This window comes from Micromonospora sp. 067-2, assembly GCF_046549295.1.
Taxonomy (GTDB): Bacteria; Actinomycetota; Actinomycetes; order Mycobacteriales; family Micromonosporaceae; genus Micromonospora.
Genome location: NZ_JAJPWB010000001.1, coordinates 532,224 through 558,448, shown reverse-complemented (window position 1 = coordinate 558,448; position 26,225 = coordinate 532,224). Strand labels below are relative to the sequence as shown.

The following is a 26,225-nucleotide window of genomic DNA, read 5'->3' as shown; positions in this document are numbered from 1 at the left end:
TGACCAGGCCGGGCCCGCCGTGCGCTCAGCCGGTCAGGTCGAACTTCTCCCAGGGCCCGATCGCCGTCCGGTTGGCGATCAGCGCAGCCGCCCCGGCGTTCTCGGCTGCCACGATCTGGTTGTTGACCAGGGCACGCAGGCTGACCGTTCCGTCGGTATTGGAGATGAGCTGGAAGGTCTCCCACGGCCCGATCGCCGCACGGTTCGCGATCAGCGGCTCCTTACCCGCGTTCTCCGCGCAGACGTACAGGCCGTTGGCGCGCGACCGTAGGGCGATGGTGCCGTTGCCGGCGTCGACGCGGTCGAACTGCTCCGACAGCCCGACCGTGGGCCGGTTGGCGATCAGCGGGCTGGTGCCGACGGCGGACACGTACTGGCTGTTGATCTGCGCCCGCAGGCTGATCGCCCCGGCGCCACCGGAGCCGGTGGTGAAGGTGAAGGAGTCGACGTCGAACAGGTTTCCGGCCCCGCCCTTGAACACCAGGTAGAGCGTGGTGGTCGCCGCGGGTGCGTTGGTGACGGCGCCGGAGACGGTGGTGAAGGTCTCCCAACTGCCGGTCACCGGCACCGCGACGGTGCCCAGCAGGGTGCCGGTGGCCGAGCCGGCCCGCACCTCGATGGTGCCGCCGGCGCCGGCCGAGGAGACCCGTGCCGTGAACCGGGTGGCGTTGGCCAGGAGGTACGGCTGGTACGAGATCCAGTCGTTGTTCTCGATGAACCCGGCGGTCCGGCCACCCTCGGCGCTGGCGTGGTCGGCGATCTGGACACCGGACTGGGCGCCGAAGTGCTCGCCCTGGCGGTGCTTCGGTTGCAGCGTCCTGATGCTGTGCGTGGTGAGGCCGCCGTTGTCGGTGTAGGCGGCGTCGAAGACCCCGTAGATGTTGGCCGCCGCGTCGTGCTCACCGTCGACCGGAACGGTGATGGTGCCGCTGCAACCGGTCTTCGAGGTGATCTGGTGGGCGTGGCTGTCGTGGCCCAGGGCGTACGTGACGCTCACCCGAGCACAGTCGATCGTGCCGTCCTGCGGGTCGCTCACGCTGACCTGGAACGGCACCGTGTCACCGAAGGTGAAGAGCTGCCCGTTGGCGGGCAGGGTGAGCGACACCGTCGGAGCGGTGTTGCCCACGGTGATCACCAGGCTTGCGGTTCCGGAGAGGCCGGTGGGGTCGGTGACCTTCAGCGTGGGGGTGTACGTGCCGTTCGTGGTGTACGTCTTGGTGGGGTTCGCCGCCGTCGACGTCGTCCCGTCGCCGAAGGTCCACAGGTAGCTCAGCGCCCCGCCCTCCGGGTCCGAGCTACCGGCCGAGGAGAAGGCCACGGTCAGCGGGTTCGTTCCCGAGGTGGGGTTCGCCGCGGCGACCGCCACCGGGCTGCGGTTGCCGCCGCCGATGTACTCGATCCGGTAGAGCGCCTGGTTGTTCGCGCCGGTGCCGTAGTCGAGGACGTAGAGCGCGCCGTCCGGCCCGAAGGCCATGTCCATCACCTGGGTGCCGGTCCACGGGAAGGCGGAGATCTCTCCGCGCGAGCCGTCGGCGTTCACCCCGATCGCCTTGATCCAGCGGCGACCGTACTCACCGGCGAAGAACTGGCCGTCCAGCGACGCCGGGAACTTGACGCTGGAGTTGAGCGAGGCGTTGTACCGGTACACCGGCCCGCCCATCGGCGACTCGGAGCCGCCGCCGAACTCCGGCGGTGACCCCGCGTCGCCGTACTTGATCCAGCTCGGCTTGGCCGCGGGCAACGTGCTGAGCCCGGTGTTGCGGAACGAGTTGTTGGTCGGCCCGCCCGCGCAGTCGTAGCGGGCCTGCGACGGCCCGGACGGGAAGGTGTACTCGTTGTACGTCTCGGCCGCCGTGTTGGTGCCGGTGCAGTACGGCCAGCCGTAGTTGCCGGGGGAGGTGATGCGGTCGAACTCCACCTGACCGCCGGGGCCACGGTTCGGGTCGGCGCCTCCGGCATCCGGGCCGTAGTCACCGAGGTAGACGATGCCGGTCGGCTTGTCGACGCTCATCCGGAACGGGTTGCGGAAACCCATCGCGTAGATCTCCGGGCGGGTCCTGGCCGTGCCAGGCGCGAACAGGTTGCCCGACGGGATCGTGTACGAGCCGTCCGCCTGCGGCCTGATCCGCAGCACCTTGCCCCGCAGGTCGTTGGTGTTGCCCGAGGACCGCTGGGCGTCGAACTGCGGGTTGCGGTCGGTCCGCTCGTCGATGGGCGTGAACGAGTTGGACTCGAACGGGTTGGTGTCGTCGCCGGTGGTCAGGTACAGGTTGCCGGCCGCGTCGAAGTCGATGTCGCCGCCCACGTGGCAGCACTGGCCCCGGTCGTTGTCGACCTGGAGCATGATCCGCTCGCTGCCGAGGTTGAGCGTGTCGTCGGCGTTGAGGGTGAACCGGGACAGCCGGAGGTGTCCCTTCCACCGGTCGAAGTCCGCCGCGGTCCCGTTGGCCGGCGCGTCCCCGGCGGGGGTGTTCAGCGTGGGCGAGTAGTAGAGGTAGACGTACCGGTTGCTGGCGAAGTTGGGGTCGACGGCGACGCCCTGCAGACCCTCCTCGTCGTGGGTGTAGACGGCCAGGGTGCCGGCGACCTTGGTGTTGCCGGCCACGTCGGTGACCCGCACGGTGCCGTTGCGGGCCGTGTGGATCACCGAGCGGTTGGGCAGGACGGCCAGGGACATGGCCTCGCCGAGCTCGGCGCCGCCGGAGGCCAGAGCGACCTGTTGGTAGTCGGCGGCGGGAATGACGGCCGCCTGGGCGGCCGACGGGGTGGCCAGGGCCAGGGTCACGCTCGCGGCGGTGGTGAGTGCCGCGAGGAGTGCCCGGGGCCAGCGCCGGGGGTGTGCAGACATGATCGTCCCTTCTCGACGACCGGGGGCCGGGCGCGTGGGGGCGCACCACGACCGGAGGGGTGGTGTCAGGTGGACCGGGTGGAATCAGCCGGTGACGAGGTCGAACTTCTCCCACTGCCCGATGGCGGCACGGTTGGCGATCAGCGCGGCGGCGCCGGCGTTCTCCGCGACGACGTACCGGTTGTTCACCACGGCCCGGAGGCTGACCGTGCCGTCGGAGTTACGGACCAGTTGGAAGGTCTCCCAGGCGCCGGCGGCGGCCCGATTGGCGATCAGCGGGGCGGCGCCGGCGTTCTCGGCCGCCACGTACTGGCTGTTGGCCCTGGAGCGCAGCGCCACGTTGCCGCCGCCCAGGTCGACCAGGTCGAACAGCTCGGTGGTGCCGACGGCGCTCCGGTTGGCGATCAGCGAGGTGGTGGCGTTGGGCGCGCTGACGTACTGGTTGTTGGCCCGGGCACGCAGGCTGGAGCCGCTGGGCGGCGGCGTCGTACGCGGCGTGCAGTCGGCAGCCACGGCGCCGGCGGCGACCCGGAGGCCGCCGAGCAGCATCCGGGTGAAGTTCGGGTCGGTGTACGACTCCTCGGTGTGCCCGAGCCCCGTGTACCAGGCCCGCCCGCCGCCGTAGGCCCGGCACCACGTGATCGGGTGGTCGCCCATGCTGCCGCCGCTGTAGGACGACTCGTCGAGGCTGGCCAGGACCCGCACGTTCGGCCGGGGGTTGGTGCGGTAGTTGTACCACTCGTCGGCACGGACCCAGGTGTCGCCCAGGTGCGAGGTCGAGGGGTTCGACCGGTCCTCGACCCGGATGGTGGCGGTCTGGATCGCCGGGTGCGAACTGAACCACGCGCCGACCAGCCCGCCGTACCACGGCCAGTCGTACTCGGTGTCGGCGGCGGCGTGGACGCCGACGTAGCCGCCGCCGGCGGCGATGTAGGACTCGAAGGCCGTCTGCTGGGTGGCGTTGAGGACGTCACCGGTCGTCGACAGGAAGACCACCGCCTGGTACTGGGCCAGGTTGGCGGCGGTGAACTGCGCGGCGTCCTCGGTGGCGGTGACGCTGAATCCGTTGGCGGTGCCGAGTTGCCGGATGGCGGCGATGCCGTTGGGAATGGACGAGTGGCGGAAACCGGCGGTCTTGCTGAACACCAGGACCTTGGTCAGCGGTGCCGCCGAGGCCGGGGCCGGCAGGGCCACCAGGGTGGCCAGCACCACGGCCAGGCCGGTGATGAGTGCCAATGCACGGGAACGCATGCTCTGCTCCTCTGCTGAGCGTCGGCCCGAGCGGGCACGTCACTGACGTGCGGGCTCGCCGAGGGCCGCGGTGGCGGTGGTACGGGAGCCGGGCCGCCGATGCTCGGCTGAGGTGATGCGGGTGGTGGGTGCGGTCGGGGGCGCCGATCGACCAGTGTGGACGATCGAACACCCATCGATTTGGATCGCTGAGGAAGTTAACCGCCGATGTCGGAGATCCGTCAAGCCCGAGAACGATCGACCGACCGGTCGGACTCGAGGGCCTGTCACTTCGGGCGATGACGGCGTCGAACGTGGAGGTGCGCAGCCCGGCCCCCGGTGTCGACGGCGGGTTTCAGCGACCGAGGACGAGGTACGCGAGGCCGAGGATGCCGCGGTAGCCGCCAACGTACTGGCGCAGCCGGTCGTCGAGCTCTGCGCGGACCTCCGCCGCGCGGGGATCCTCCGGATACCTCAGCAGCCACTCCTGCCCGCCCGCGAGCCAGGTGGACTCGAAGTCGTCCCACTCCCGTTGCCCGGCGGTGCTCAGGTGCAGGACCCGCCAACCGTGCTCGCGGGCAGCCTCGACGAGGCCCGGAAGGTCGGTCGTTCCCGCGCCGAAGATCTCCTCGACCTCCATGGGAGGCGGACGTTCCCAGTAGGTCGCTCCGAACAGCAGCCGGCCCCCGCGCCGAACCACGGTGGCCAGCGCGCCGAGGGCGCTTCCGGTACCACCGAAGGCGTGCGCGGCACCGATGCACAGAACCCGGTCGGCCGGCTCCTGCCAGCTCGCCGCTTCCCCCATCACGAAGGCGACGTGCCGGTTCAGCGACCGGCCGGTGGCCAGTCGCCGTCCCCGGGCGAGCGCCGCGTCGTCGGTGTCGACGCCGACGCCCCGCGTCGCGACCGGGCCAGCCACACCGCCGGCGGCGACCGCCCTGAGCAGCAGCTCGCCCCAGCCGCAGCCGAGGTCGAGGACGCGCGAGCCGGGGCGGACGTCGAGTCGCTGCAGGAGCAGGGTCGCGTGCTCCTCGGACAGCGGGGTGTCCCAGCGCATCCGGGCCTGGCGGCTGACGGCGAGGTCGTCGGTTGGCGGCATCCGTTGAGGGTGTCAAGTGGTGATCGACCGCGCTCGCCCAGGGCCGTCGCCGTGTGTCGGAAGCGGTGACCAGTCGGTGGACCGTACGGCAGGATCGGGGAATGGAGGCGGGCGGGTCCGGGCCGTTCCCGCGGCCGACGCGACAGGAGGTGGCCGCGGCGGCCGGCCGGGGGCTGGTGGACGTGATCGGTCCTGATCTGCGGGTGCTGTTCTGCGGCTTCAACCCGGGCCTGTACTCCGCAGCGGTCGGGCTTCCCTTCGCGCGGCGCGGCAGCCGCTTCTGGCCGGCGCTGCACCGTTCCGGCTTCACCGATCGCCAACTGCACCCGTGGGAGCGCGACGAGATGCTGCGCCAGGGCGTGGGCCTCACCAGCCTGAGCAACCGGGCCACCGCCCGCGCCGACGAACTGACGCGCGCGGAGCTGGTGGCCGGCGTGACGCGGTTGGCGGCCAAGACCGAGCGCTACCGGCCGCGCTGGGTGGCCATCCTCGGCGTGACCGCGTACCGGATCGCCTTTGTGCGGCCCCGGGCCGGGTTGGGCCCGCAGCCGGCTCGGCTGGGCCCGGCGCGGGTCTGGGTACTGCCCAACCCCAGCGGCCTGAACGCGCACTTCCCGCTGCCGGCGTTGACGGCCGAGTTCGCGGCGCTGTCCGCGCAGAGCTAGGCGTGCCGGGCGGCCTGGGCCTGGTAGTAGGGCTGCATCGCCGGGTGGTACTCGTCGAACTCGGGCCGGGGTGAGCCGTCCCGGGAGGCGACGAGCATGTCCAGGTAGTACTCCCAGCCGGCGCCCACCTCGGCGATGCCCTCCAGGCTGGTCAGGTGCTGGACGAACCGTAGCTCGGTGCTGCCGTCGGTCTCGGACAGCGTCATCTCCAGCAGCCACTGCCCGTCGCTGTCGCCCACCGATACGGCGAGGTGCCGCTGCGGCTCGCACGCGTCGATGTGGACCTCGAACCAGGGCTGCTGCTCCTCGTACGCCATCTGGACCCGGATGGTCCGGCCGGGTGCGGCGTCGCCCTCCCAGGGGCCGAACCAGCGGGCGGTACGCTCCGACTCGGTCAGGCTGGCCCACACGTCCGCCGCCGGTGCGCGGAACGTGCGGGTGAGGACGAGATCGTGGCCGGCGGCGGTGCGGAACAGTCGTCCGGCGGGTGTACGGGTCATGCGGTGTGCTCCCTTCGGTGCTCCGCCGGGCCGCGGCTGCGGCGTTCCCGGCGGGTTCGATGGACCTCGGTCTCCAACGCGTCGAGGTGCCGCTCCCACTGGTCGGCGGTGACGAGCGCGGTGAGCCACTCGACCAGTTCGACGAGCGGGCCGGGATCGAGGCGGTAGATCCTGCTGCGGCCGACCAGCTCGTCGCGGACGAGCCCGCTCTCGCGCAGCACCCGCAGGTGACGGCTGACCGCGGGTCGGCTGATCGCGAACCGCTGGGCGATGTCGCCCGCGGCCAGCGGTTCGTCGCGCAGCATGGCCAGGATGCGCCGTCGTACCGGATCCGCGATCGCGGTGGCGATCTCGTCCACCGCGAAAGCGTAACTTATGAGTTACGGCTTTTCGCCACGGGCAGGTGGCTGCGTCGATGGTGGGCACATGATCACCTGGCCTGGCACTCTTGACCCATGACCGCCCTGCTTCGTTCCCGCCTGACCGACTGGACCGTCGCCGTACCCGTGCTCGCGGTGTTGGTGCTGGTCGCCACCTGGGGGCGGCAGTTGCCCGGGGCCGTGATCGTGGTGGTGGCCGTGCTGCTCGGCGGCGCGGTGCTCGCGGCGGTGCACCACGCCGAGGTCGTCGCCCACCGGGTGGGAGAGCCGTACGGCTCTCTCGTGCTCGCCGTCGCGGTCACCGTGATCGAGGTCGCCCTGATCGTCACCCTCATGATCAGCGGGCCGGAGAAGACCCAGTCGCTCGCCCGGGACACCGTCTTCGCCGCCGTCATGATCACCTGCAACGGGATCCTCGGCCTGTCCCTGCTGCTCGGGGCGCTGCGCCGCAGGGTGGCGGTGTTCAACCCCGAGGGCACCGGCGGGGCGCTGGCCACCGTGCTCACCCTGGCCACCCTGAGCCTGGTCATTCCGACCTTCACCAGCGCCCGGCCCGGCCCGCAGTTCAGCCCCGCCCAGCTCGCCTTCGCCGCCGTCGCGTCGCTGGCGCTGTACGGGCTTTTCGTCCTGGTGCAGACCGGACGGCACCGCGACTACTTCCTGCCGGTCGACAGTGCGGGCCGGGTGATCGACGCGGAGGAGCACGCCAAACCACCGTCCACCCGCGCGGCGCTGGTCAGCCTGGGGCTGCTGCTGGTGGCGCTGGTCGCGGTGGTCGGCGATGCCAAGACCGTCTCACCGACCATCGAGGCCGGGGTGGCGGCGGCGAACCTGCCGCACGCGTTCGTCGGCGTCATCATCGCCCTGCTGGTGCTGCTGCCGGAGACCCTCGCGGCAGCCCGCGCCGCCCGCCGCGACCGGGTGCAGATCAGCCTGAACCTCGCTCTCGGTTCGGCGATGGCCAGCATCGGCCTGACCATCCCGGCGATCGCGATCGCCTCGATCTGGCTGGACGGCCCCCTGCTGCTCGGCCTCGGCGGCACCCAGCTCGCGCTCCTCGCGCTCACCGCGGTGACCGCGGTGCTGACCGTGGTGCCCGGCCGGGCCAACGTGTTGCAGGGCGGCGTACACCTGGTGCTGCTGGCCGCCTTCGTCTTCCTGGCCGCAAGCCCCTGACCCACCCCCTGTTATGCCCTCAGCGCCCCGGTGATCATGCAGTTATTGTCACGACACGCCTCGCAGGTCGGCAATAACTTCATGATCGACGGGCTGGGGGCGCCCGGGCTGGGGGCGCCCGGGCGGGGTTGGCGGGCCGGGTTAGCGTGGCGGGATGACTACCTTGTGGGTCGTGGTGGGGGTCTTCGCCGTGGTGGCCGGTGTGGCGTTCGGGGTGGTCGCCTGGCGTGATCGGGGGCGGTCGAGCTCCGGCGACGATGACGCGGCCGGCCGGGACGCCCGGGCCAGGCAGCACAGGTACGAAGCCGAGCGGCACGGCGATCAGGGCGCGGTGTGGGAGCGCGGGCGCGACAGCAGCGGCTGACGATCAGCGCACCGTGAACCGCCAAGCACCGGCGCGCGTGACATCGGTACGGGGGCGTGGCGGTCGTACCGTCGGGGTATTGCGCAGTGCAGCACCGGCACCAGGGGAGGACACAGTGGGGGCTCGGTCAGGACGCGACGCCCGCGGCCCGTTGGCGGGCCTGCTGATCGCCGCGCTGGTGTCGGCCGCCTGCGCCGGCGGTGGGCTGGCCGAGCCGGAGGGCGAGCGCCCGGAGCCGAGCCGGCAGACCGCTTCCCCGGGGCCGAGCGCCACCCGGACCGACAGCACCACCAGCGTCGCCGAGTTCCAGCAGGACGTCGCCGACGCGCAGGTCATCGCCGAGCGGTACTGGGCGGCGCAGTTCAAGGCCTCCGGGCAGCGCTTTCAGCCGATCAAGCGGATCACGCCGTACCAGCGGGCGGGTGAGGTGTCCTGCGGCGGCGAGGCGTTGCCGCGCAACAACGCCGTCTACTGCTCGCGGGGCGACTTCATCGCCTACGACGTCACCTGGTCAGTGGCGGCGTTCCGCCAGATCGGCGACGCGTTCGTGTTCTACCTGCTCGGCCACGAGTACGCCCACGGCATCCAGGCGCGGCTCGGCATCAACAACAGTTTCACCATCCAGCAGGAGTTGCAGGCCGACTGCATGGCCGGGGCGTACCTCGGCGACTCGGTACGCGCGGACGCCCTGACCCTGGCCGACGGTGATCTGGACGAGTTCCGCGACGGGCTGGCGGCGGTCGGCGACGACCCGGACCAGCCGTGGTTCGCCGAGGGCTCGCACGGCACGGCCGAGCAGCGCACCCAGTCGTTCTTCCGTGGTTACGAGCGTTCCCTGAGCGCCTGCGACCTGGGCTGACCGGGTTGCCCGGATCACCCCTGTGCCCGCCGCGGGCACCGGCGGCCGCCAGCCCTGGCAAAATCGCCGGTGTCGGCCACGACTCTGGAGGATCCGCTGAGCAGCCAACACCCCGCCGCCGTGCTCTTCGACATGGACGGCACGCTCGTCGACAGCGAGAAGCTGTGGGACGTCGCGCTGCAGGAACTCGCGCGCGAGTACGGCGGCGAGATCTCCCTGGCCGCCCGCCGGTCGATCATCGGCACCAGCATGGCCGAGTCGATGCGGATCCTGCACGACGACCTGGGGCAGCCTGAACGCGATCCGGAGGTCAGCGCGGCGTGGATCAACGCCCGGATCCTGGAGCTGTTCCGCAGTGGGCTGCGGTGGCGTCCGGGGGCGCTGGCCCTGCTGCGGGCGGTGCGCGCCGCGGACATTCCCACCGCGCTGGTCACCTCCAGCGGCCGGCCGCTGGTGGAGATCGCCCTGGACACCCTGGGCCGGGACAGCTTCGACGCGGTGGTCTGCGGCGACGAGGTGGTCGCCGCCAAGCCACACCCGGAGCCCTACCTCACCGCTGCGCGGCTGCTGGGCGTGCCGATCGGCCGCTGCGTGGCGATCGAGGATTCACCGACCGGGGTGGCCAGCGCGCTGGCCGCGGGCGCGGCAGTGCTGGCCGTACCGGCGGAGGCGCCGCTGCCGACGATGGCCGGTGTCCATCAGTTGGCGAGCCTGACCGGCGCGGACCTGGAACTGCTCGCCGCACTGCTGGTCGACCGGGCCGGCGCATCCGGCTGACCGAGCGGCCGCTCGACGGTGTGCGGCCGACAGCACGGGACCTCCGGCGCCGCGAGCGGCGCCGGAGGTCCCTGAGATGCCGCTCAGTCGTGGGCGATCGCGCCCAGGACGTTGATCCGTGCCGCCCGGACCGCCGGTAGCACCGCGGCCACCACCCCGATGAGCGCGGCGAGACCGAGGAAGACGCCCATCTGCCCCCAGGGCAGGATCAGGTCGGTGATCCCCTCGTCCTTGAGCGCCTGGACGACCGCGGCGCCGAGGCCGCTGCCGACGACCACGCCGAGCAGCGCGCCGAACACCGAGATCACCACCGCCTCGACGGTGATCATGCCCATGGTCTGCGAGCGACGCAGGCCGATCGCCCGCAGCAGACCCAGCTCCCGGGTCCGCTCCAGCACCGACAGCGCCAGGGTGTTGATGATGCCGAGGACGGCGATCACGATGGCCAGCGCCAACAGGATCTGGATCATCGTGAGCAGCCCGTCCAGCTGACCGGTCTGCTGCTTGATGAACGCGGCCCGATCGGCCACCGACACCTCGGGGCTGTCCGCGAGGAGCGTCTCCACCTGCGGCTGTACGTCGGCGACACGGGTGCCCGGTGCCAGCTGGATGTAGCCCTGGATGGGCTGCGGCACGGCGAAGTCCTTCGCCGCCGCCGCCGGCAGCACCACCGGGTTGGTCAGCTGGGTGGACTTGTAGATGCCGCTGACCGTGTACGTCCGCGCCTCGCCCCGGGTCAGCTGCACCTTCACCGTCGAGCCCACCGACCAGCCACGCGAGGTGGCGGTGTCCGAGCTGGACAGCATCTCGGCCGGCCCGAGCCTGTCGATGGTCCCGGCCGTGGGCTTCCCGCCGAAGATCTGCCGCAGCGACGTGATGTCGCTGCTCGCCCCGACCCAGGTGCTCTCCCCGTCGATCTTCGCCATGTCGCCGTACTCGCCGTCGACCATCTGCACGCCGGGCAGCGTCTTGGCCCGGTCCAACACCCCGGGGTCGAAGCTCGGCGGGCGTGGACCGTTCTGCGCCCCGGAGATCACCAGCTCGGCCTTGATGGTGTCCTGGGCGAGTTTGCCGATGCTGCCCTTGGCCGAGTCGAGGATCACCGTGACACCGGTGACCAGCGCGATGCCGACCATCAGCGCGGCGGCGGTGATCGCCGTGCGGCGCGGGTTGCGCCCGGAGTTGAGCCGGCCCAGCTTGCCCGGCACCGACCAGGAGAAGATCGTGCCGAGCAGGCTCACCACCGGCCGGCTGATCAGCGGCGTCAGCAGCGCCACACCGATGAAGGCGAACAGCACCCCGCTCAGAATGGTGGGCAGCGTGTGACCGCTGGCGTTGCCGCTGAGCCCGAGGAAGAGCAGCACGGCACCGATGCCGGTGACCACCGACCCGGCGACGGTGACCTTGGTCAACGGCCGGTCGGGGGTGGCCACGTCCTGCATTGCCGCGATCGGCGGGATCCGTGACGCCCGCAGCGCCGGCAGCAGCGCCGCCACCACGGTGATCACCAGACCGACGGCGAACGAGCCGATCACCGCCGCCGCCGGCACACCGATCCCGGCCAGGGTGAGACCGCCGGCCAGCTTGCCGAACAGGTACGCCAGCAGTGCGCCCACCCCGATGCCGGCGGCCAGGCCGAGCACCGAGGCGATCAGACCCACCGCGATGGCCTCCAGCACCACCGAGCCGATGATCTGCCGGCCGCTGGCCCCGATGGCGCGCATCAGCGCCAGCTCCCGGGTGCGCTGCGCCACGATGATCGAGAAGGTGTTGAGGATCAGGAAGGTGCCCACCAGCAGCGCCACCGCGGCGAAGCCGAGCAGGATCTTGTTGAAGAAGGACAGGCCCTCCTTCAGGCCGGCCGAGGCGTCCGCGGCCACCTGCTTGCCGGTCTTCACCTCGTAGTCCGCGCCCAGGGTGCGGGCCACGTCGTCGCGCAGCTTCTCGTCCGACACCCCGTCGGTGGTGCGTACGGTGATGCTGCTGTACGCGCCCGGGGCACCGAGCATCAGCTGCTGCGCGACCGGTGTGGTGAAGAAGGTCTCGTTCACCCCGCCGATCGAGTCCCGGTCACCGCTGTAGCCGAGGATCCCGACCAGCGTGAAGTCACGCTTCTTCGACTCGAACGCGGTGAGCACCCCGACCTTCTGGCCGACCCGCAGCTTCGCCGCCGTGGCCAACGACTTGTTGATCACGATCTCGTCGTCAGCCTGCGGCCCGCGTCCCTCCCGCAGCTGCATCAGCTCGCTCTCGCCGGTCCAGTTCTCGCCCAACTGGGGCGGACCGAACGAGGTGACCACCTTGCCGTTGCTGCCGATCACACGCGCGCCGTCGACGTTGACGATGCCGGTCGCCGAGGCCACCCCCGGCACCTGCTTCACCCGGTCCACCACGGCGGCGGGCACCGGTGCGGCGGTCTGCTCGCCCTCGAACTCGCCGAGCTCCACCTTCGGCTTCGCCGCGACGTTCACGTCGATCTCGGAAAAACCGTCGGCGAAGACCGAGTCGAACGAGCGGCCCAGCGTGTCGGTCAGCACGAAGGCGCCGGAGACGAACATCACCCCGAGCACCACCGCCAGCCCGGACAGGATCAGCCGGACCTTGCGGGCCAGCAAGCTTTTCATCGTCGCCCGGAACATCAGTGCATCCTTTGTTCGCGACTGCGGGACTCGCTGCGCTCATTCCTCGCGCTCACGGCTTGCCCACCTCGGTCGGCGTGTCCAGCTTCTTCATGGTGTCCAGCACCGTCTCGGCGGTCGGCTCGATCAACTCCGAGACGATCTCGCCGTCGGCCAGGAAGACCACCCGGTCGGCGTACGCGGCGGCGGTCGGGTCGTGGGTGACCATCACGATCGTCTGGCCGTGCTCGCGGACCGAGTTGCGCAGGAAGTTGAGCACCTCCGCGCCGGAGCGGGAGTCAAGGTTGCCCGTCGGTTCGTCGGCGAAGATCACCTCAGGGCGGGAGACCAGCGCCCGTGCGCAGGCCACCCGCTGCTGCTGCCCGCCGGAGAGCTGCGCGGGCCGGTGGTCCAGCCGGTCGCGCAGGCCCACCGTGTCGATCACCGTGTCGTACCAGGCCGGGTCCGGCTTGCGCCCGGCGATCGACAGCGGCAGCAGGATGTTCTCCTTGGCGGTGAGCGTGGGCAGCAGGTTGAACTGCTGGAAGATGAAGCCGACCTTGTCGCGGCGCAGCTTCGTCAGACCGGCGTCGCCGAGCCCGGTGACCGTGGTCTCACCGATCGCCACCGTTCCCCGCGTCACCGAGTCCAAGCCGGCCAGGCAGTGCATCAGCGTCGACTTGCCGGAACCCGACGGGCCCATGATCGCGGTGAACCGACCGCGTTCGAACTCCGCGGTGACCCCCCGCAGTGCGATGACCTGCGCCTCACCGCTGCCGTACACCTTCCACACGTCGCTCGCCCGGGCCGCGGCCTGCGCCTGCTGGCCTACCGTCGCGGTCACGTCATCTACCTCTTCCGTCTCTGCCAATACGCGCCGCCCCCGCTGGTCCGGCGCGACTGTTCCATTCTCGGCGCCGCACGCGCCCGCCCTGTCCGTCCACGGGGTGACCCGGTGCGGATTTCGCGCTGCGGGTGCACCCCCATGCCGGCTCAGGGTTGCCCCTGACCCGACGGTCCGTCGATCCGTTTTCCGACCGGCGAAACCCCGCCGGCCTGAACGCTAGGAGCCGACCCCACGAGAGGGTCAACCGCGCCAGGCCGTCTGCGGTCACGGTAGGTGAGCGCGGCAAGCACGCCGTCACCCTGCGGAGGGATCTTCGGGTACGCCGGGTGAGGTAGTCGGAGGGGTACGGGCTACGCCCGGGGACGGACCAGCCCCGACTCGTACGCCAGCACCACCGCCTGCACCCGGTCGCGTAGCCGCAGCTTCGTCAGCACGTGCCCGACGTGTGTCTTGATGGTGGTCTCACTGACCGACAGCGCCACCGCGATCTCGGCGTTGGACAGCCCCCGTGCCACCTGCACCAGCACCTCGCGTTCGCGATCGGTGAGCGCCTTGAGGGCCGCCGACGGAGTCGCCGCCGGGTCGGGCAGCAAATCGGCGAAGCGGTCCAGCAGCCGCCGAAGGATCCGGGGAGCCACCACCGCGTCCCCGCCGGCCACGGTGCGGATCGCCGCGATCAGATCCTCCGCCGCGACGTCCTTGGCCAGGAACCCGCTGGCGCCGGCGCGCAGCGCACCCACCACGTACTCGTCCAGGTCGAAGGTGGTCAGCACCAGCACGCGCACCGGAAGACGGGCGTCGACGATCGCCCGGGTCGCGGCCACGCCGTCCATCCGGGGCATCCGGATGTCCATCAGCACCACGTCGGGCAGCAGTCGGCGGGACAGGTCCACCGCCTCCACGCCGTCGCCGGCCTCCGCCACCACGTCCAGGTCGCGCTGGGCGCCCAGCACCATCCGGAAGCCCGTACGCAGCAGCGGCTGGTCGTCGGCGAGCAGGATCCGGACCGGCCGCGCCGAGGCCACCTGGTCGTTCATCTCGTGCCCCCTGTCGCCGCGCCGACGCCGCTGCCGCACCGGCCATCCTCGCGTATGCCGGCCCGTGCGTCGCGCACCACGGCGGAGCCCGGCCCGAGGGTCACGCGTCGCGCACCACGGCCGGCCCGTTGCGGCGCGGTGGACGAGCGCCGAACACGGACCGGGTGTAGCCCGACCCGAGGGTCACTCGTCGGCGCCCGGGGCCGCCGGACCGGACCGGGCGTCCCGCAGAGGATCGCCGCCGCCCACCGTCACCGGAAACGGCGGCGGAGTGCCGCCGAAGGTGGGGCACAGCGCCTGGTGGCTGCACCAGTCGCAGAGCCGGCTCGGTCGGGGCCGGAAATCCTGTCGCACGGTGGCCTGCTCGATGGCCCGCCACAACGCCACCACCGTGCGCTCGAAGCGGACCAGCTCGTCGGCGTCGGGCGTGTAGTCCAACACCTCGGCGTCGCGCAGGTAGAGCAGCCGCAGCACCCTGGGCACCACGCCCCGGGTGCGCCACAGCACCAGCGCGTAGAACTTCAGCTGGAACAGCGCCCGCGCCTCGAACGCCTCCCGTGGCGCGCCACCGGTCTTGTAGTCGACCACCCGCAGCGCGCCGTCGGGGGCCACGTCCAGCCGGTCGAGGTAGCCCCGGATCAGCAGTTCCTCGTCGACCACCGCAGAGATCAGGCTCTCGCGTTCGGCCGGCTCCAACCGGGTCGGGTCCTCGACCGCGAAGTAGCCCTCCAGGAGTGCGGCGGCGGAGCGGAGGAACTCGACCGGACCCGCCGGCTCGGCATCCTCGAAGAGCCCCGCCAGCTCCGGCTGCTCGGTGACCATCCGGTCCCACTGGGGAGCCACCAGGTCACCGGCGGCGGCCGGCGTGCGACCCGGCGCGGGCAGGTCGAACAGTCGCTCCAGCACGGCGTGCACCAGGGTGCCCCGTGCCTGCTCGACGGTGGTCCGCTCGGGCAGCCGGTCGATGCTGCGGAACCGGTAGAGCAGAGGGCAGGTCTTGAAATCCGCCGCCCGGGACGGGGACAGCGAGGCCCGCACCGTCGGCGGCACCTGCGCCGGGGAGAGGGACTGGGTGGTGGTGACCGTTTCCGCCGTCATGTCCGCAGAGGTTAGGGCACCGGTGTGACACCAACCGACGCCCGGCCGGTCCGTAGCATCGTCCCGATGGAGCAGACACCCCCGCCGCCGCGCCGGCCCGACCGCCGCGCCGGCCTGAACGTGGGCCGCGTGTTCGGAGTGCCGCTGCACCTCAACGGCTCCATGCTCGTGCTCGCCGTGCTGGTCGCCCTGCTGTACGCCGAATTCGTCCGCCGGCAACTGGACCTGCCGCAGGTCAGCGGCTATCTGATCGGCTTCGGCTTCGTGGTGTCGCTGCTCGGCTCGGTGCTGCTGCACGAGCTGGGTCACGCCCTGACCGCCCGGCGGTACGGCATCGGTGTGCGCGGAATCACCCTCGAACTGCTCGGCGGCTACACCGAGATGGACCGCGACGCCCCCTCACCCGGCGTCGACCTGCTCGTCTCGTTGGCCGGCCCGGCGGTCTCCGCGGTGCTCGGCGCGATCTCGGTCGCCGCCACGCTCGCCCTGCCCGAAGGGACCGTGGCCCACCAGCTCGCCTTCCAGCTCGCGGTGAGCAACGTCATCGTCGCGCTGTTCAACAGCCTGCCCGGGCTGCCACTGGACGGCGGCCGGGCGCTGCGCGCCCTGGTGTGGGGGCTCACCCGCGACCGGCACCGCGGCACCGAGGTCGCCGGCTGGGCGGGCCGGGTGGTCGCCGCCGGCACCGCCGTCCTGGTTCTGCTGCTCACCCTGGCCGACCACCTCGCGCCGTTGGCGCTGCCGCTGATGCTGCTGGTCGCCGTCACGCTCTGGCGCGGCGCCGGTCAGTCGATCCGGGCCGCCCGGGTCAGCCGCCGGTTCCCGCTGATCGACCTGGCCCGGCTGGCCCGGCCGGTCTGGCCGGTGGCCACCGGCACGCCGCTGTCCGAGGCCCAGCGGCGGCGCACCGAGGGCGGGCAGCCCGGTGCCGCGCTCCTGGTCACCGACTCCAGCGGCAGGCCGGTGGCGCTGGTCGACCCGGCCGCCGCCGAGGCGGTGCCCGTCGAGCGTCGGCCGTGGCTGGCGGTGGACGCCGTCGCCCGGGCGCTGGGCACGCTCCCCGCCCTGCCGGTCGGTCTGGACGGGGAGCGGGTGGTCGAGGCCGTGCAGACCCACCCGGGCGCACAGTACGTGGTGACCGCAGGCGAAGATGTCGTCGGCATCCTGCACATCGCGGACCTGGCGCAGCTCCTCGAACCCAACCGGAAGATGACACCGTGACCGCAACTCCCTCCACCGTCCCGGCCGACGCCGCCTCCCCGGCGCTGACACCCGTGCACCGCGGGCCGTTCCGGCCCGGCGACCGGGTGCAGCTGACCGACCCGAAGGGGCGGATGCACACCGTGACGCTGGAGCCCGGTAAGGAGTTCCACACCCACCGCGGCATCCTGGCGCACGACGCGCTCATCGGGCTGCCCGACGGCAGTGTGGTGACCACCTCCGGTGGCGGCACGGCATTCCTGGCGCTGCGGCCGCTGCTGTCGGACTACGTGCTCTCCATGCCGCGCGGCGCCCAGGTGATCTACCCGAAGGACTCGGCGCAGATCGTCGCGATGGGCGACATCTTCCCCGGCGCTAAGGTGCTCGAGGCCGGCGCCGGTTCCGGCGCTCTCAGCTGCTCACTGCTGCGCGCGGTCGGCGCCGAGGGCGAGCTGCACTCGTTCGAGCTGCGCGACGACTTCGCCCAGATCGCCAAGCGCAACGTCGAGTCGTTCTTCTCCGGGCCGCACCCGGCCTGGCACCTGCACGTCGGCGACGTCGCGCAGTGCCAGGAGACCGGCTTCGACCGGATCATCCTGGACATGCTCACCCCCTGGGAGACCCTCGACATGGTCGAGCGGGCGCTGGTGCCCGGCGGCGTGTTCATCGGCTACGTGGCCACCACACCCCAGCTCTCCGAGCTGGTGGAGGCGCTGCGCGAGCGCGGCGGCTGGACCGAGCCGCGGGCCTGGGAGTCGCTCGTTCGGGACTGGCATGCCGAGGGCCTTGCCGTGCGGCCGGATCACCGGATGATCGCGCACACCGCCTTCCTGGTCTCCGCCCGCAAGCTGGCCCCCGGGGTCACCGCGCCGCCCCGGCGGCGAAAGCCCAGCAAGGGCACCGAGGCGTACGTGCAGCGCCGGCAGGTGCTGCGCGAGGCCGAGGCGGCCCGGCAGGCGGCCGCCGCACAGGCGGCAGGTGTGGAACCCGACGCGACGGGGGAGATGGACAGGCCGTGACCATCGAGCTGGGTGCCGGTGTCGCGGAGCGGGGAGAGGCGACGGCATGAGCCGACCGGGCTACGGCGGCGGTGATCTTCCCGCGGTGTTTCCGGACTGGTCGCCCTACACCGACCTGGAGTCGGCGGCGCGCGCCTACCTGCGCGACCCGGACGTCGCCCTGGAGGCGCTCGGTGGGGTGCTGCGCGGCGCATCGGTGCTCGGCTTCACCCTGGAACGCTTCGTCAACGAGGTCAACGGCGTGTGGCAGGAGGTCGTCGTCTGTGACGGCAGCCGACTGATCCTCTGGCACGGCGAGGACGTGCCGCCGGGGGAGGGGCCCGCGGGCTCGATGACCTCGTCGCTGCGGGTGGTGCCGGTCTCCACCGTCACCGAGGTCGGCTGCCGGCGTCGGCTCAACCGTTCCGAGAGCGGCGAGATCCGGGTCGACAGCATCGACGTGTACCTGCTGCTCACCTCACTGGACGAGGCGCCGCCGAGCGAGGAGATGGTCGGTGCGCCGCGACACGACGCGTTGCGCTTCGGCAAGACCCTCGACGACGGCGGTGCCGGGCAGATCGCCCGGTTGGAGGAGTTCGCGCGGCTGGTCGCCTCGGTCGTCGGCCGCCCGATGCTCTGACGGCGTACCCCGTCGGGCCGCCCCGCCGTCCGCGCGGACGCGCCCGGCGGGGGTCGGTCAGTCCTCGGCGTCCGGCCCGGCGACCTCGACGCCGTCGCCGCGCACCACGTGGATGCAGTCGCCCGGGCACTCCTTCGCGGAGTCGATCACCTCGAGTCGCAGATGCTCGGGAACGTCGACCCGGCTGCCCGGCGCCATCCGCAGCTCACCGTCGGCGCCCTTGACGTACGCCAGGCCGTCGATGTCGAACTCGAACACCTCCGGCGCGTACTGCACGCAGAGTCCATCGCCCGTGCAGAGATCCTGGTCCACCCAGACCTGCAGCTGGTCGGTCGCGACCTCGGCCACCGGAGCACCCCCCATGTTCTCGCGTCCCACGCTTCGACGGTACCCGAACGCCGGTACCGGCCCGCCAGGCCACCCTTGGCGATCAAGGTTCGGTGACGAGGGTGTTGCGTGGGACCGAATCGGCCTCATAGCGGCTAGTGTTAGGGCAGAACGTTCAAGCCCCCCGGGGAGGTGGGACGTGGCAGCACGCAGCGACGACGCGGACTCGCGCGCCGCACGGTGGGAGAAGGAAGCCCACGATCTCTCCACGCAGGTCGCGTTCCTTCAGGAGGAACTCGCTCTGGTGCGGCGTAAGTTGACCGAAAGCCCCCGACACGTCCGGCAGCTCGAAGAGCGGCTGGCGGCCACCCAGGCACAGTTGGCGCGGCTGACCGAGAACAACGACCGGCTGGTGAGCACCCTCAAGGAGGCTCGCACGCAGATCGTGACGCTCAAGGAAGAAATCGACCGCCTCGCGCAACCACCGAGTGGCTACGGCGTCTTCCTGGCCAGGCACGACGACTCGACGGTGGACGTGTTCACCGGCGGCCGCAAGCTGCGGGTCGCCGTCTCGCCGTCGCTGGACGCCGACGAGCTACGGCGTGGCCAGGAGGTTCTGCTCAACGACGCGCTCAACATCGTCGACGCGTTCGGCTTCGAGCGGGTCGGCGAGGTGGTGATGCTCAAGGAGATCCTGGAGGGACCCAACGGTGGGCCGGGTGACCGGGCGCTGGTGGTTTCCCACTCCGACGAGGAGCGCATCGTGCACCTCGCCGAGACGCTCATCGGTTCGGCGATCCGGGCCGGCGACTCGCTGATGATCGAGCCCCGCTCGGCATACGCGTACGAGCGGATCCCGAAGAGCGAGGTCGAGGAGCTGGTCCTGGAGGAGGTGCCCGACGTCGACTACACCGACATCGGTGGCCTCCAGGCGCAGATCGAGCAGATCCGCGACGCGGTGGAGCTGCCGTTCCTGCACGCGGACCTGTTCCGCGAGCACCAACTCCGCCCACCCAAGGGCATCCTGCTCTACGGCCCTCCCGGCTGCGGCAAGACGCTGATCGCCAAGGCGGTGGCCAACTCGCTGGCCAAGAAGATCGCCGAGCGGCAGGGCAAGGAGAAGCACACCAGCTTCTTCCTCAACATCAAGGGCCCGGAGCTGCTCAACAAGTACGTCGGTGAGACAGAGCGACACATCCGCCTGATCTTCCAGCGAGCCCGGGAGAAGGCCGGTGAGGGCACCCCGGTGATCGTGTTCTTCGACGAGATGGACTCGATCTTCCGGACCCGCGGCTCCGGTGTCTCCTCGGACGTGGAGAACACCATCGTCCCGCAGCTGCTCAGCGAGATCGACGGCGTGGAGGGCCTGGAGAACGTCATCGTCATCGGCGCCTCCAACCGGGAAGACATGATCGACCCGGCGATCCTGCGGCCCGGTCGCCTCGACGTGAAAATCAAGATCGAGCGGCCGGACGCCGAAGCGGCCAAGGACATCTTCTCCAAGTACATCCTTGCCGGGTTGCCGCTGCACCCGGACGACCTGGCCGAGCACGGGGCCGACCCCCAGGCCACCGTCGCGGCGATGATCGACGCCGTGGTGCTGCGGATGTACTCGGAGACCGAGGAGAACCGCTTCCTCGAGGTCACCTACGCCAACGGTGACAAGGAAGTCCTCTACTTCAAGGACTTCAACTCCGGCGCGATGATCCAGAACATCGTCGACCGCAGCAAGAAGATGGCCATCAAGGAGTTCCTCACCTCCGGCCGGAAAGGTCTGCGCCTGCAGCACCTGCTCGACGCCTGCGTCGACGAGTTCCGGGAGAACGAAGACCTGCCCAACACCACCAACCCCGACGACTGGGCCCGGATCTCCGGCAAGAAGGGCGAGCGGATCGTCTACATCCGCACGCTCGTCTCCGGCGGCAAGGGCGCCGAGGCCGGCCGGGCCATCGAGACCGCCAGCAACACCGGCCAGTACCTCTGATCGAGCACACCGCGGCGGCACCGGCTCTGTCCGGTGCCGCCGCCGTCTGCGTCCGGCCGCCACCCGTCCCGACGCGACACCGCTGGGCCGAGGTCCCCGCCCGTTCCGGCTAGACTGCGGCGACTCCGCCGACCGACCGAACGAGGACCCCGTGCGCGCCGACGCCACCGTAGAAAAGTCAGCAGTGCCAGGTGGCACGGACAGTCGGAACCGGGCGGCGACGCCGCCCACACCGCCGGCCGCCCGGCGCCCCGGGATCGGCCTGCTGCTGGCCGTGCTGCTCGCCTGCTGGCTCCTGCCGTTCGCCGCGAACGCCGTGCACGCCGCCTGGCTGCTACCTCCGCTGGTCCTGTTCGGCACGGCCAGCCTGCTGCGCTCCGGGCGTACCCTGCTCGACCGGGTGGTGCTCGCCCTGGTCCTGCTGGCCGGCCTCACCTGCGCCGCCGGCCTGGCCTTCAGCGTCTGGCCCTGGGGCCTGCACCCGGTACCGGTCGCCGGGCTGGCCTTCACGGTCCTGACCCTGACCGCCGTGCTGTCCCGGCGCGCGCCCCGACTGCCCCGCCCCGGCTGGTCCGACCTGGCCTCGCTGGCCGCCGCCGCCCTCGCCGCCGGCTACCTCGCCACCCCCTACCTGCGCGCCAGCGGCTTCGGCCAGCGGCTCAACCTCGCCATGGTGGGCGAGGACAACGGCCGGCACCCGGCCCTGTTCGACGTGATCGGCCGTCTGGGCGGTTATCTCTTCCTCGACCCCGACACGGCCCGCGAGCAGATCTTCTCCGGCCTCGTCCACTACCCCCAGGGCTGGCACCTGACCACCGCGCTGCTCGACGGCTTCCTGCGCAGCTCCGGCCCCGCGCCCACCGGGGCGGCCCTCATGGACCACTACGTGCTCTGGTGTCTCGCCACGTTCGGCCTGCTGGTGCTCGCGCTGATCTGGGCCGCTCAGCACGTCGCCGGCCCCCTGCACCCGCTGCGCCGACTGGTCCTCATCGTCGCCGTGACCGCGCTGGTCCTCGGCACCGAACTGCCCCGGCTGCTGGTCGCGGGCTACCCCAGCGAGATGTTCGGGCTCAGCCTCGCGGTGATCCTGATCGCTCTCGTCGCCCGCCCCCTGCACCGGCTCCGCGAACACCTCATCCTGGTCGGGGCGCTGCTGATCGGCATCGGCTTCAGCTACTACCTCTTCCTCTTCCCGACCGGCGCCATGGTGCTGTGCTGGCTGATCGCCGACCGGCGCCGGCTGCGGACCCGCCCCGGCACCGTCGCCATCATCGCGGTGTTCACCGCCGCCCTGGCCCCGCTGACCGCGCTGCTCGGCCTGCTCGTCGCCGGCCAGAGCGAGGCCCTCGCCGCCCCCGGCGGCACGCCGCCCTTCGAGACCTACAACGCCATGCTCGTCCTCGGCACAGTCGTCCTCGCCGCCGTCTTCACCCGGACCAACCGCGGCGAGTCCACCTGGCGGCGCTTCCTCGTCGTGCTGGCCGTCGCGCTGCTCTTCTCAGCCGCCATGGCCGCCGTGAACCTCGCCAACGGCACCCAGCCCGCGTACTACTTCGGCAAGACCGCGCACCTGGTCATCGTCGTGCTCGTCATCGGCACCGCCGCGCTCGCCCGACTGCTGCCCGTTCCCGTGGAGAGCACCGACTCCGAAGCACGACGCCCGATCACGGGCGCCCTGCCCTCCCTCGCCACCGCCGCACTGGTGATCGTCGCGCTCTTGGCCGGCACCGGCCTGATCGGCTGGACCGGCGGCATCTTCCACCGCAGTGGCAGCAACGGCACCTGGGCGAAGGACTGGGCCAAGCGAGACGTGCGAGCCATCACCCGCTCCGCGTCGGTCACCGCCATCGCCTACCGGAACTACCCGGCGATCCCCGGCACCGTCACCCTCGTGGTGGACAAGCAGGGTCTGCAGGGCTACCGGGAGTCGATCTTCCTGTCCGCCATGCAGGGCACGAGCGGTCAGACCGAACCCGGCATCTACTTCCGCATCTACGACGAGCCCGCCCGGACGGGGGAGATCCTGCGTCGTGTTCCCCGCCCGCTGCGGCTCGTCGTCGCCGACCCGGCGGCCCAGCAGGCCATCGATGGGGCCCTCAAGGCGGACCCCTCGCTCCGGGACGGTCTGACGCTGGTGCCGCTCAAGCCCGCCACGCCGCGGTAGCCGCGCCGCGCCGCGCGTCAGGGCTGCGCGGTGGGCCACCACGCAGACTAGTCTCGATGGTGGAAGCGGCGGGCACGCCGGCTCCGTGGGCGAGCGAAGCGAGTGGTCGCATGACGGTACGTCGGATCATGGGCACCGAGATCGAGTACGGCATCTCCGTTCCCGGCCAGGCCGGAGCCAACCCCATGGTCACCTCGTCGCAGGTGGTCAACGCCTACGGGGCCCGCCCCGAACTCAACCGGGGCGGCCGGGCGCGCTGGGACTACGAGGAAGAGTCGCCGCTGCGCGACGCCCGAGGCTTCACCTACTCCGGCGCCGCGTACGACCCGGCCGAGGCGTTGGCCGACGAGGACCTCGGCCTGGCCAACGTGATACTCACCAACGGGGCGCGCCTCTACGTCGACCACGCCCACCCGGAATACTCCACGCCCGAGGTCACCACACCTCGGGACGTGGTGCGCTGGGACAAGGCCGGCGAGCGGGTGATGGCCGAGGCATCGCGCCGAGCCGCCACCATCCCCGGCAGCCAGCCGATCCACCTCTACAAGAACAACACCGACAACAAGGGCGCCAGCTACGGCGCGCACGAGAACTACCTGATGCGTCGGCAGACTCCGTTCGCCGACATCGTGGCGTACCTGACGCCGTTCTTCGTCACCCGGCAGATCGTGTGCGGCGCCGGCCGCGTGGGCATCGGGCAGGACGGCGGGCAGAGCGGCTTCCAGGTCTCCCAGCGCGCCGACTTCTTCGAGGTCGAGGTCGGCTTGGAGACCACCCTCAAGCGACCGATCATCAACACCCGCGACGAGCCGCACGCCGACGCCGACAAGTACCGCCGGCTGCACGTCATCATCGGCGACGCCAACCTCTCCGAGATCTCCACCTACCTCAAGGTGGGCACCACCGCGCTGATCCTCACCATGATCGAGGAAAAGGCGCTCGGCGCCGACCTCGGCATCGCCGACCCGGTCAGCGAGCTGCGGGCGGTCAGCCACGATCCCGGTCTGTCGCACCGGATGCGGCTGCGCGACGGCCGCCGGCTCACCGCCCTGGACCTGCAGTGGGCATACCTGGAGCGGGCGCGGTCCTTTGTCGACGACCGGTACGGCACGGATGCCGACGAGCAGACCATCGATGTGCTCGACCGTTGGGAGAGCGTCCTGGACCGGCTCGGCCGTGATCCGATGCTGTGCGCCGACGAGCTGGACTGGGTGGCCAAGCTACGGCTGCTGGAGGGCTACCGGGATCGGGAGAAGCTGGGCTGGGGCTCGCACAAGCTGCAGCTGGTCGACCTGCAATACTCCGACGTCCGGCCGGAGAAGGGCCTCTACCACCGGTTGGTGACCCGGGGGGCGATGAAGACGCTGCTCACCGACGACGAGACGCGTCTCGCGATGACCGAGCCGCCGGAGGACACCCGGGCCTACTTCCGCGGCCGCTGCCTGGCCCAGTACGCCTCCGAGGTCGTCGCCGCGAGCTGGGATTCGGTGATCTTCGACGTGGGCCGGGAGTCGCTGGTGCGGGTGCCGATGATGGAGCCGGAGCGGGGCACCCGGGCGCACGTCGGGGCGCTGTTCGACCGTTGTGCCAGCGCCAAGGACCTGTTGGAGACGTTGACCGGGGGTTGAGCGGAGGTCCGGATGCCCGTCGGGTGCCGTAAGCCGGCGCGCGGCGGGCTTTTCGTCGCCCGAGCGAGGTAAGTTGATCGCAGACGATCGTGGAGGAGGCAGCAATGGCCACTCATGACAGCGGCGGCCAGTCGCAGTCCGGCAAGTCCCGCCAGGGCGAGGAAATCGAGGACGTCACCACCGAGGCCAATCCCGAGGTGGCCGAGCGGCACGCTGAGATCACCGAGGACGTCGACGATCTCCTCGACGAAATCGACTCTGTCCTCGAAGAAAACGCAGAAGAATTCGTGAGAGGTTACGTGCAAAAAGGAGGTCAGTGAATATACTGGGGCAATTCAGACATGCCTAGAGCGAGCGATGATCACGACGGGCTTCGTCGCTGCCGAGACTGCAGCGAGTGGAAAGCGCTCGATCAGTTTTGCGTGAGTTCGGAGAGGCCGGATGGCCGTGGCAGTTACTGCAAGGGCTGCTTCAATGAGCGGTCCAAGGCCAGCTACGCGCGTCGGGTACGGGCAAAATTCGACCGTGACGTGCGCGAAGGTCGGGTCGTGCCGGAGGGGCACAAGTTTTGTCCGGCCTGCGGCACAGTCAAGTTACTCGAGGCGTTTCCTCGGAACCGGGCGGAGGCTTCCGGTTATGCCACCTACTGCAAGCCCTGCCACAACACGAAGACCCGAGACACGAAAGAGCGGCTGTACGGGGGAAACCGCGAGTACCACCTGCGGCGGCGGTACGGCATCGGGGAGAAGGAGTTCCAGGAGCTCCTAGCCGAGCAGGGCGGGGTCTGTGCGATCTGCGGTGGGGAAGATCCGCAACACCTGGACCACGATCATCGCACCGGATGGGTGCGCGGGATACTCTGCTTCAACTGCAACGGTGGTCTTGGCCAGTTCCGTGACAGTCCGATGAGGCTGGCCAGGGCGATCACGTACCTGAGAGGAACCACGTGGCAGCGGGCTTTGATCCATCCGGGCGTCTACCAGATGTGTTCACCAACGCGGGGACGTCCTCCTTCACGACGTTTCTGAGCCGGGTGGCGCCCGAGATGCTGCCCGGTCGGCGGCCGCTGCCGCCGGGCATGGCCGCCGACCTGGCACCGCACGCGACCACCATCGTGGCCATCGCTGCCGCCGACGGCGTGGTGATGGCCGGCGACCGACGGGCCACCATGGGCAACCTGATCGCCCAGCGCGACATCGAGAAGGTGCACCCGGCCGACGCGTACTCGCTGGTCGGTATCGCGGGCACCGCCGGCATCGGGATCGAGCTGATGCGACTGTTCCAGGTGGAGCTGGAGCACTACGAGAAGATCGAGGGCGCGATGCTCTCGCTGGACGGCAAGGCCAACCGTCTGGCCTCGATGATCCGGGGCAACCTGGGTGCGGCCATGCAGGGGCTGGCCGTGGTGCCGCTGTTCGCCGGCTTCGACCTGGCCGCCGCCGACCCGACGAAGGCCGGTCGGATCTTCAGCTTCGACGTCACCGGCGGCCCGTACGAGGAGACCGGCTACGACGCCATCGGCTCCGGGTCGCTCTTCGCCAAGTCCGCGCTGAAGAAGCGCTTCCGGGCCGGTCTCCTCGTCGAGGACGCGACGCGGCTCGCGGTCGAGGCGCTCTACGACGCCGCCGACGACGACACCGCGACCGGCGGGCCGGATCTGACCCGGCGGATCTACCCGGTGGTGATGACCGCCACCGCCGAGGGCACCTACCGGCTCACCGACGCCGAGACGGCGACGATCGCCGAGGGTGTGGTCGCCGGCCGGATGGAGAACCCGGGCGGTTGA

General features: G+C 71.0%; 24 protein-coding genes. 14 read left to right on the top strand and 10 right to left on the bottom strand.

The features are described from left to right. Positions 1-25: 25 nt before the first annotated feature. From ACLJN9_RS02690 to ACLJN9_RS02680, 3 genes are all read right to left on the bottom strand, one after another. Positions 26-2,848 (bottom strand): PQQ-dependent sugar dehydrogenase, encoded by a 2,823-nt coding sequence (locus ACLJN9_RS02690; RefSeq protein WP_410809347.1) that lies wholly within the window; start codon positions 2,846-2,848, stop codon positions 26-28. 84 nt (positions 2,849-2,932) lie between these two features. Continuing rightward, on the bottom strand, positions 2,933-4,099 hold the full coding sequence (locus ACLJN9_RS02685) for a ThuA domain-containing protein (RefSeq protein WP_410809346.1): 1,167 nt from the start codon (positions 4,097-4,099) through the stop codon (positions 2,933-2,935). A gap of 334 nt (positions 4,100-4,433) precedes the next feature. After that, complete coding sequence (locus ACLJN9_RS02680; protein ID WP_410809345.1) at positions 4,434-5,177, bottom strand: SAM-dependent methyltransferase; 744 nt, start codon at positions 5,175-5,177, stop codon at positions 4,434-4,436. A gap of 101 nt (positions 5,178-5,278) precedes the next feature. On the opposite strand from ACLJN9_RS02680, the gene mug reads away from it, so the two are divergent. Next, positions 5,279-5,842 carry a G/U mismatch-specific DNA glycosylase gene (mug, locus tag ACLJN9_RS02675; protein WP_410809344.1) on the top strand — a complete coding sequence of 188 codons (564 nt, stop codon included), beginning with the start codon at positions 5,279-5,281 and terminating at the stop codon, positions 5,840-5,842. On the opposite strand, the gene ACLJN9_RS02670 is transcribed toward mug, so the two are convergent. Continuing rightward, on the bottom strand, positions 5,839-6,342 hold the full coding sequence (locus tag ACLJN9_RS02670; RefSeq protein WP_410809343.1) for an SRPBCC family protein: 504 nt from the start codon (positions 6,340-6,342) through the stop codon (positions 5,839-5,841). The genes mug and ACLJN9_RS02670 overlap by 4 nt on opposite strands. Continuing rightward, positions 6,339-6,701: an ArsR/SmtB family transcription factor gene (locus ACLJN9_RS02665; RefSeq protein WP_410809342.1), complete on the bottom strand. Its 363-nt coding sequence runs from the start codon at positions 6,699-6,701 to the stop codon at positions 6,339-6,341. Before ACLJN9_RS02665 ends, ACLJN9_RS02670 begins: the two co-directional genes overlap by 4 nt. Before the next feature lie 96 nt (positions 6,702-6,797). Between ACLJN9_RS02665 and ACLJN9_RS02660 the strand changes: the two genes are divergently transcribed. The 4 genes from ACLJN9_RS02660 to ACLJN9_RS02645 all read left to right on the top strand — a co-directional run bounded on the left by ACLJN9_RS02660 (position 6,798) and on the right by ACLJN9_RS02645 (position 9,898). Beyond that, the gene (locus ACLJN9_RS02660; protein ID WP_410809341.1) at positions 6,798-7,898 is read left to right on the top strand and encodes a calcium:proton antiporter; all 1,101 of its coding nucleotides are present in this window, start codon (positions 6,798-6,800) and stop codon (positions 7,896-7,898) included. Positions 7,899-8,052: 154 nt separating this feature from the next. Continuing rightward, positions 8,053-8,262: a hypothetical protein gene (locus tag ACLJN9_RS02655; protein WP_410809340.1), complete on the top strand. Its 210-nt coding sequence runs from the start codon at positions 8,053-8,055 to the stop codon at positions 8,260-8,262. Between the two features lie 115 nt (positions 8,263-8,377). Next, positions 8,378-9,121, top strand: coding sequence for a neutral zinc metallopeptidase (locus ACLJN9_RS02650; protein ID WP_410809339.1), 744 nt, complete (start codon positions 8,378-8,380; stop codon positions 9,119-9,121). 120 nt (positions 9,122-9,241) lie between these two features. After that, the gene (locus tag ACLJN9_RS02645; protein ID WP_410809528.1) at positions 9,242-9,898 is read left to right on the top strand and encodes an HAD family hydrolase; all 657 of its coding nucleotides are present in this window, start codon (positions 9,242-9,244) and stop codon (positions 9,896-9,898) included. A gap of 83 nt (positions 9,899-9,981) precedes the next feature. On the opposite strand, the gene ACLJN9_RS02640 is transcribed toward ACLJN9_RS02645, so the two are convergent. The 4 genes from ACLJN9_RS02640 to ACLJN9_RS02625 all read right to left on the bottom strand — a co-directional run bounded on the left by ACLJN9_RS02640 (position 9,982) and on the right by ACLJN9_RS02625 (position 15,498). Next, positions 9,982-12,537: an ABC transporter permease gene (locus tag ACLJN9_RS02640; RefSeq protein WP_410809338.1), complete on the bottom strand. Its 2,556-nt coding sequence runs from the start codon at positions 12,535-12,537 to the stop codon at positions 9,982-9,984. Between the two features lie 52 nt (positions 12,538-12,589). Beyond that, positions 12,590-13,360, bottom strand: coding sequence for an ABC transporter ATP-binding protein (locus ACLJN9_RS02635; RefSeq protein ID WP_410809337.1), 771 nt, complete (start codon positions 13,358-13,360; stop codon positions 12,590-12,592). Between the two features lie 353 nt (positions 13,361-13,713). Further along, on the bottom strand, positions 13,714-14,400 hold the full coding sequence (locus ACLJN9_RS02630) for a response regulator (protein WP_410809336.1): 687 nt from the start codon (positions 14,398-14,400) through the stop codon (positions 13,714-13,716). A 183-nt stretch (positions 14,401-14,583) separates the two neighbouring features. Then, positions 14,584-15,498: a RecB family exonuclease gene (locus ACLJN9_RS02625; protein WP_410809335.1), complete on the bottom strand. Its 915-nt coding sequence runs from the start codon at positions 15,496-15,498 to the stop codon at positions 14,584-14,586. A gap of 66 nt (positions 15,499-15,564) precedes the next feature. On the opposite strand from ACLJN9_RS02625, the gene ACLJN9_RS02620 reads away from it, so the two are divergent. Genes ACLJN9_RS02620 through ACLJN9_RS02610 form a run of 3 tightly spaced genes read left to right on the top strand, consistent with a single transcriptional unit; the run spans position 15,565 to position 18,336 of the window. Then, the gene (locus ACLJN9_RS02620) at positions 15,565-16,719 is read left to right on the top strand and encodes a M50 family metallopeptidase (RefSeq protein ID WP_410809334.1); all 1,155 of its coding nucleotides are present in this window, start codon (positions 15,565-15,567) and stop codon (positions 16,717-16,719) included. Further along, positions 16,716-17,717: a tRNA (adenine-N1)-methyltransferase gene (locus tag ACLJN9_RS02615; RefSeq protein WP_410809333.1), complete on the top strand. Its 1,002-nt coding sequence runs from the start codon at positions 16,716-16,718 to the stop codon at positions 17,715-17,717. Before ACLJN9_RS02620 ends, ACLJN9_RS02615 begins: the two co-directional genes overlap by 4 nt. A 46-nt stretch (positions 17,718-17,763) precedes the next feature. After that, a complete protein-coding gene (locus ACLJN9_RS02610) occupies positions 17,764-18,336 on the top strand; it encodes a hypothetical protein (RefSeq protein ID WP_410809332.1) in 573 nt (190 codons plus the stop codon). Positions 18,337-18,393: 57 nt separating this feature from the next. Here the strand turns inward: ACLJN9_RS02610 and ACLJN9_RS02605 are convergent, their stop codons facing one another. Continuing rightward, positions 18,394-18,684, bottom strand: coding sequence for a ferredoxin (locus ACLJN9_RS02605; protein WP_074309704.1), 291 nt, complete (start codon positions 18,682-18,684; stop codon positions 18,394-18,396). 178 nt (positions 18,685-18,862) lie between these two features. On the opposite strand from ACLJN9_RS02605, the gene arc reads away from it, so the two are divergent. The 6 genes from arc (at position 18,863) to prcB (ending at position 26,225) form a co-directional block, all read left to right on the top strand. Next, positions 18,863-20,647 (top strand): proteasome ATPase, encoded by a 1,785-nt coding sequence (gene arc, locus ACLJN9_RS02600; RefSeq protein ID WP_410809331.1) that lies wholly within the window; start codon positions 18,863-18,865, stop codon positions 20,645-20,647. A 184-nt stretch (positions 20,648-20,831) separates the two neighbouring features. Further along, complete coding sequence (locus tag ACLJN9_RS02595; RefSeq protein WP_410809330.1) at positions 20,832-22,811, top strand: hypothetical protein; 1,980 nt, start codon at positions 20,832-20,834, stop codon at positions 22,809-22,811. Positions 22,812-22,921: 110 nt separating this feature from the next. Continuing rightward, positions 22,922-24,439 carry a depupylase/deamidase Dop gene (dop, locus tag ACLJN9_RS02590; RefSeq protein ID WP_410809329.1) on the top strand — a complete coding sequence of 506 codons (1,518 nt, stop codon included), beginning with the start codon at positions 22,922-22,924 and terminating at the stop codon, positions 24,437-24,439. A gap of 104 nt (positions 24,440-24,543) precedes the next feature. Further along, positions 24,544-24,759, top strand: a complete 216-nt coding sequence (locus ACLJN9_RS02585; protein WP_030332902.1) for a ubiquitin-like protein Pup — start codon at positions 24,544-24,546, stop codon at positions 24,757-24,759. Between the two features lie 21 nt (positions 24,760-24,780). Next, positions 24,781-25,467, top strand: coding sequence for an endonuclease VII domain-containing protein (locus ACLJN9_RS02580; protein WP_410809328.1), 687 nt, complete (start codon positions 24,781-24,783; stop codon positions 25,465-25,467). Continuing rightward, positions 25,386-26,225: a proteasome subunit beta gene (gene prcB, locus ACLJN9_RS02575; protein ID WP_410809327.1), complete on the top strand. Its 840-nt coding sequence runs from the start codon at positions 25,386-25,388 to the stop codon at positions 26,223-26,225. The genes ACLJN9_RS02580 and prcB overlap by 82 nt, the downstream gene beginning before the upstream one ends.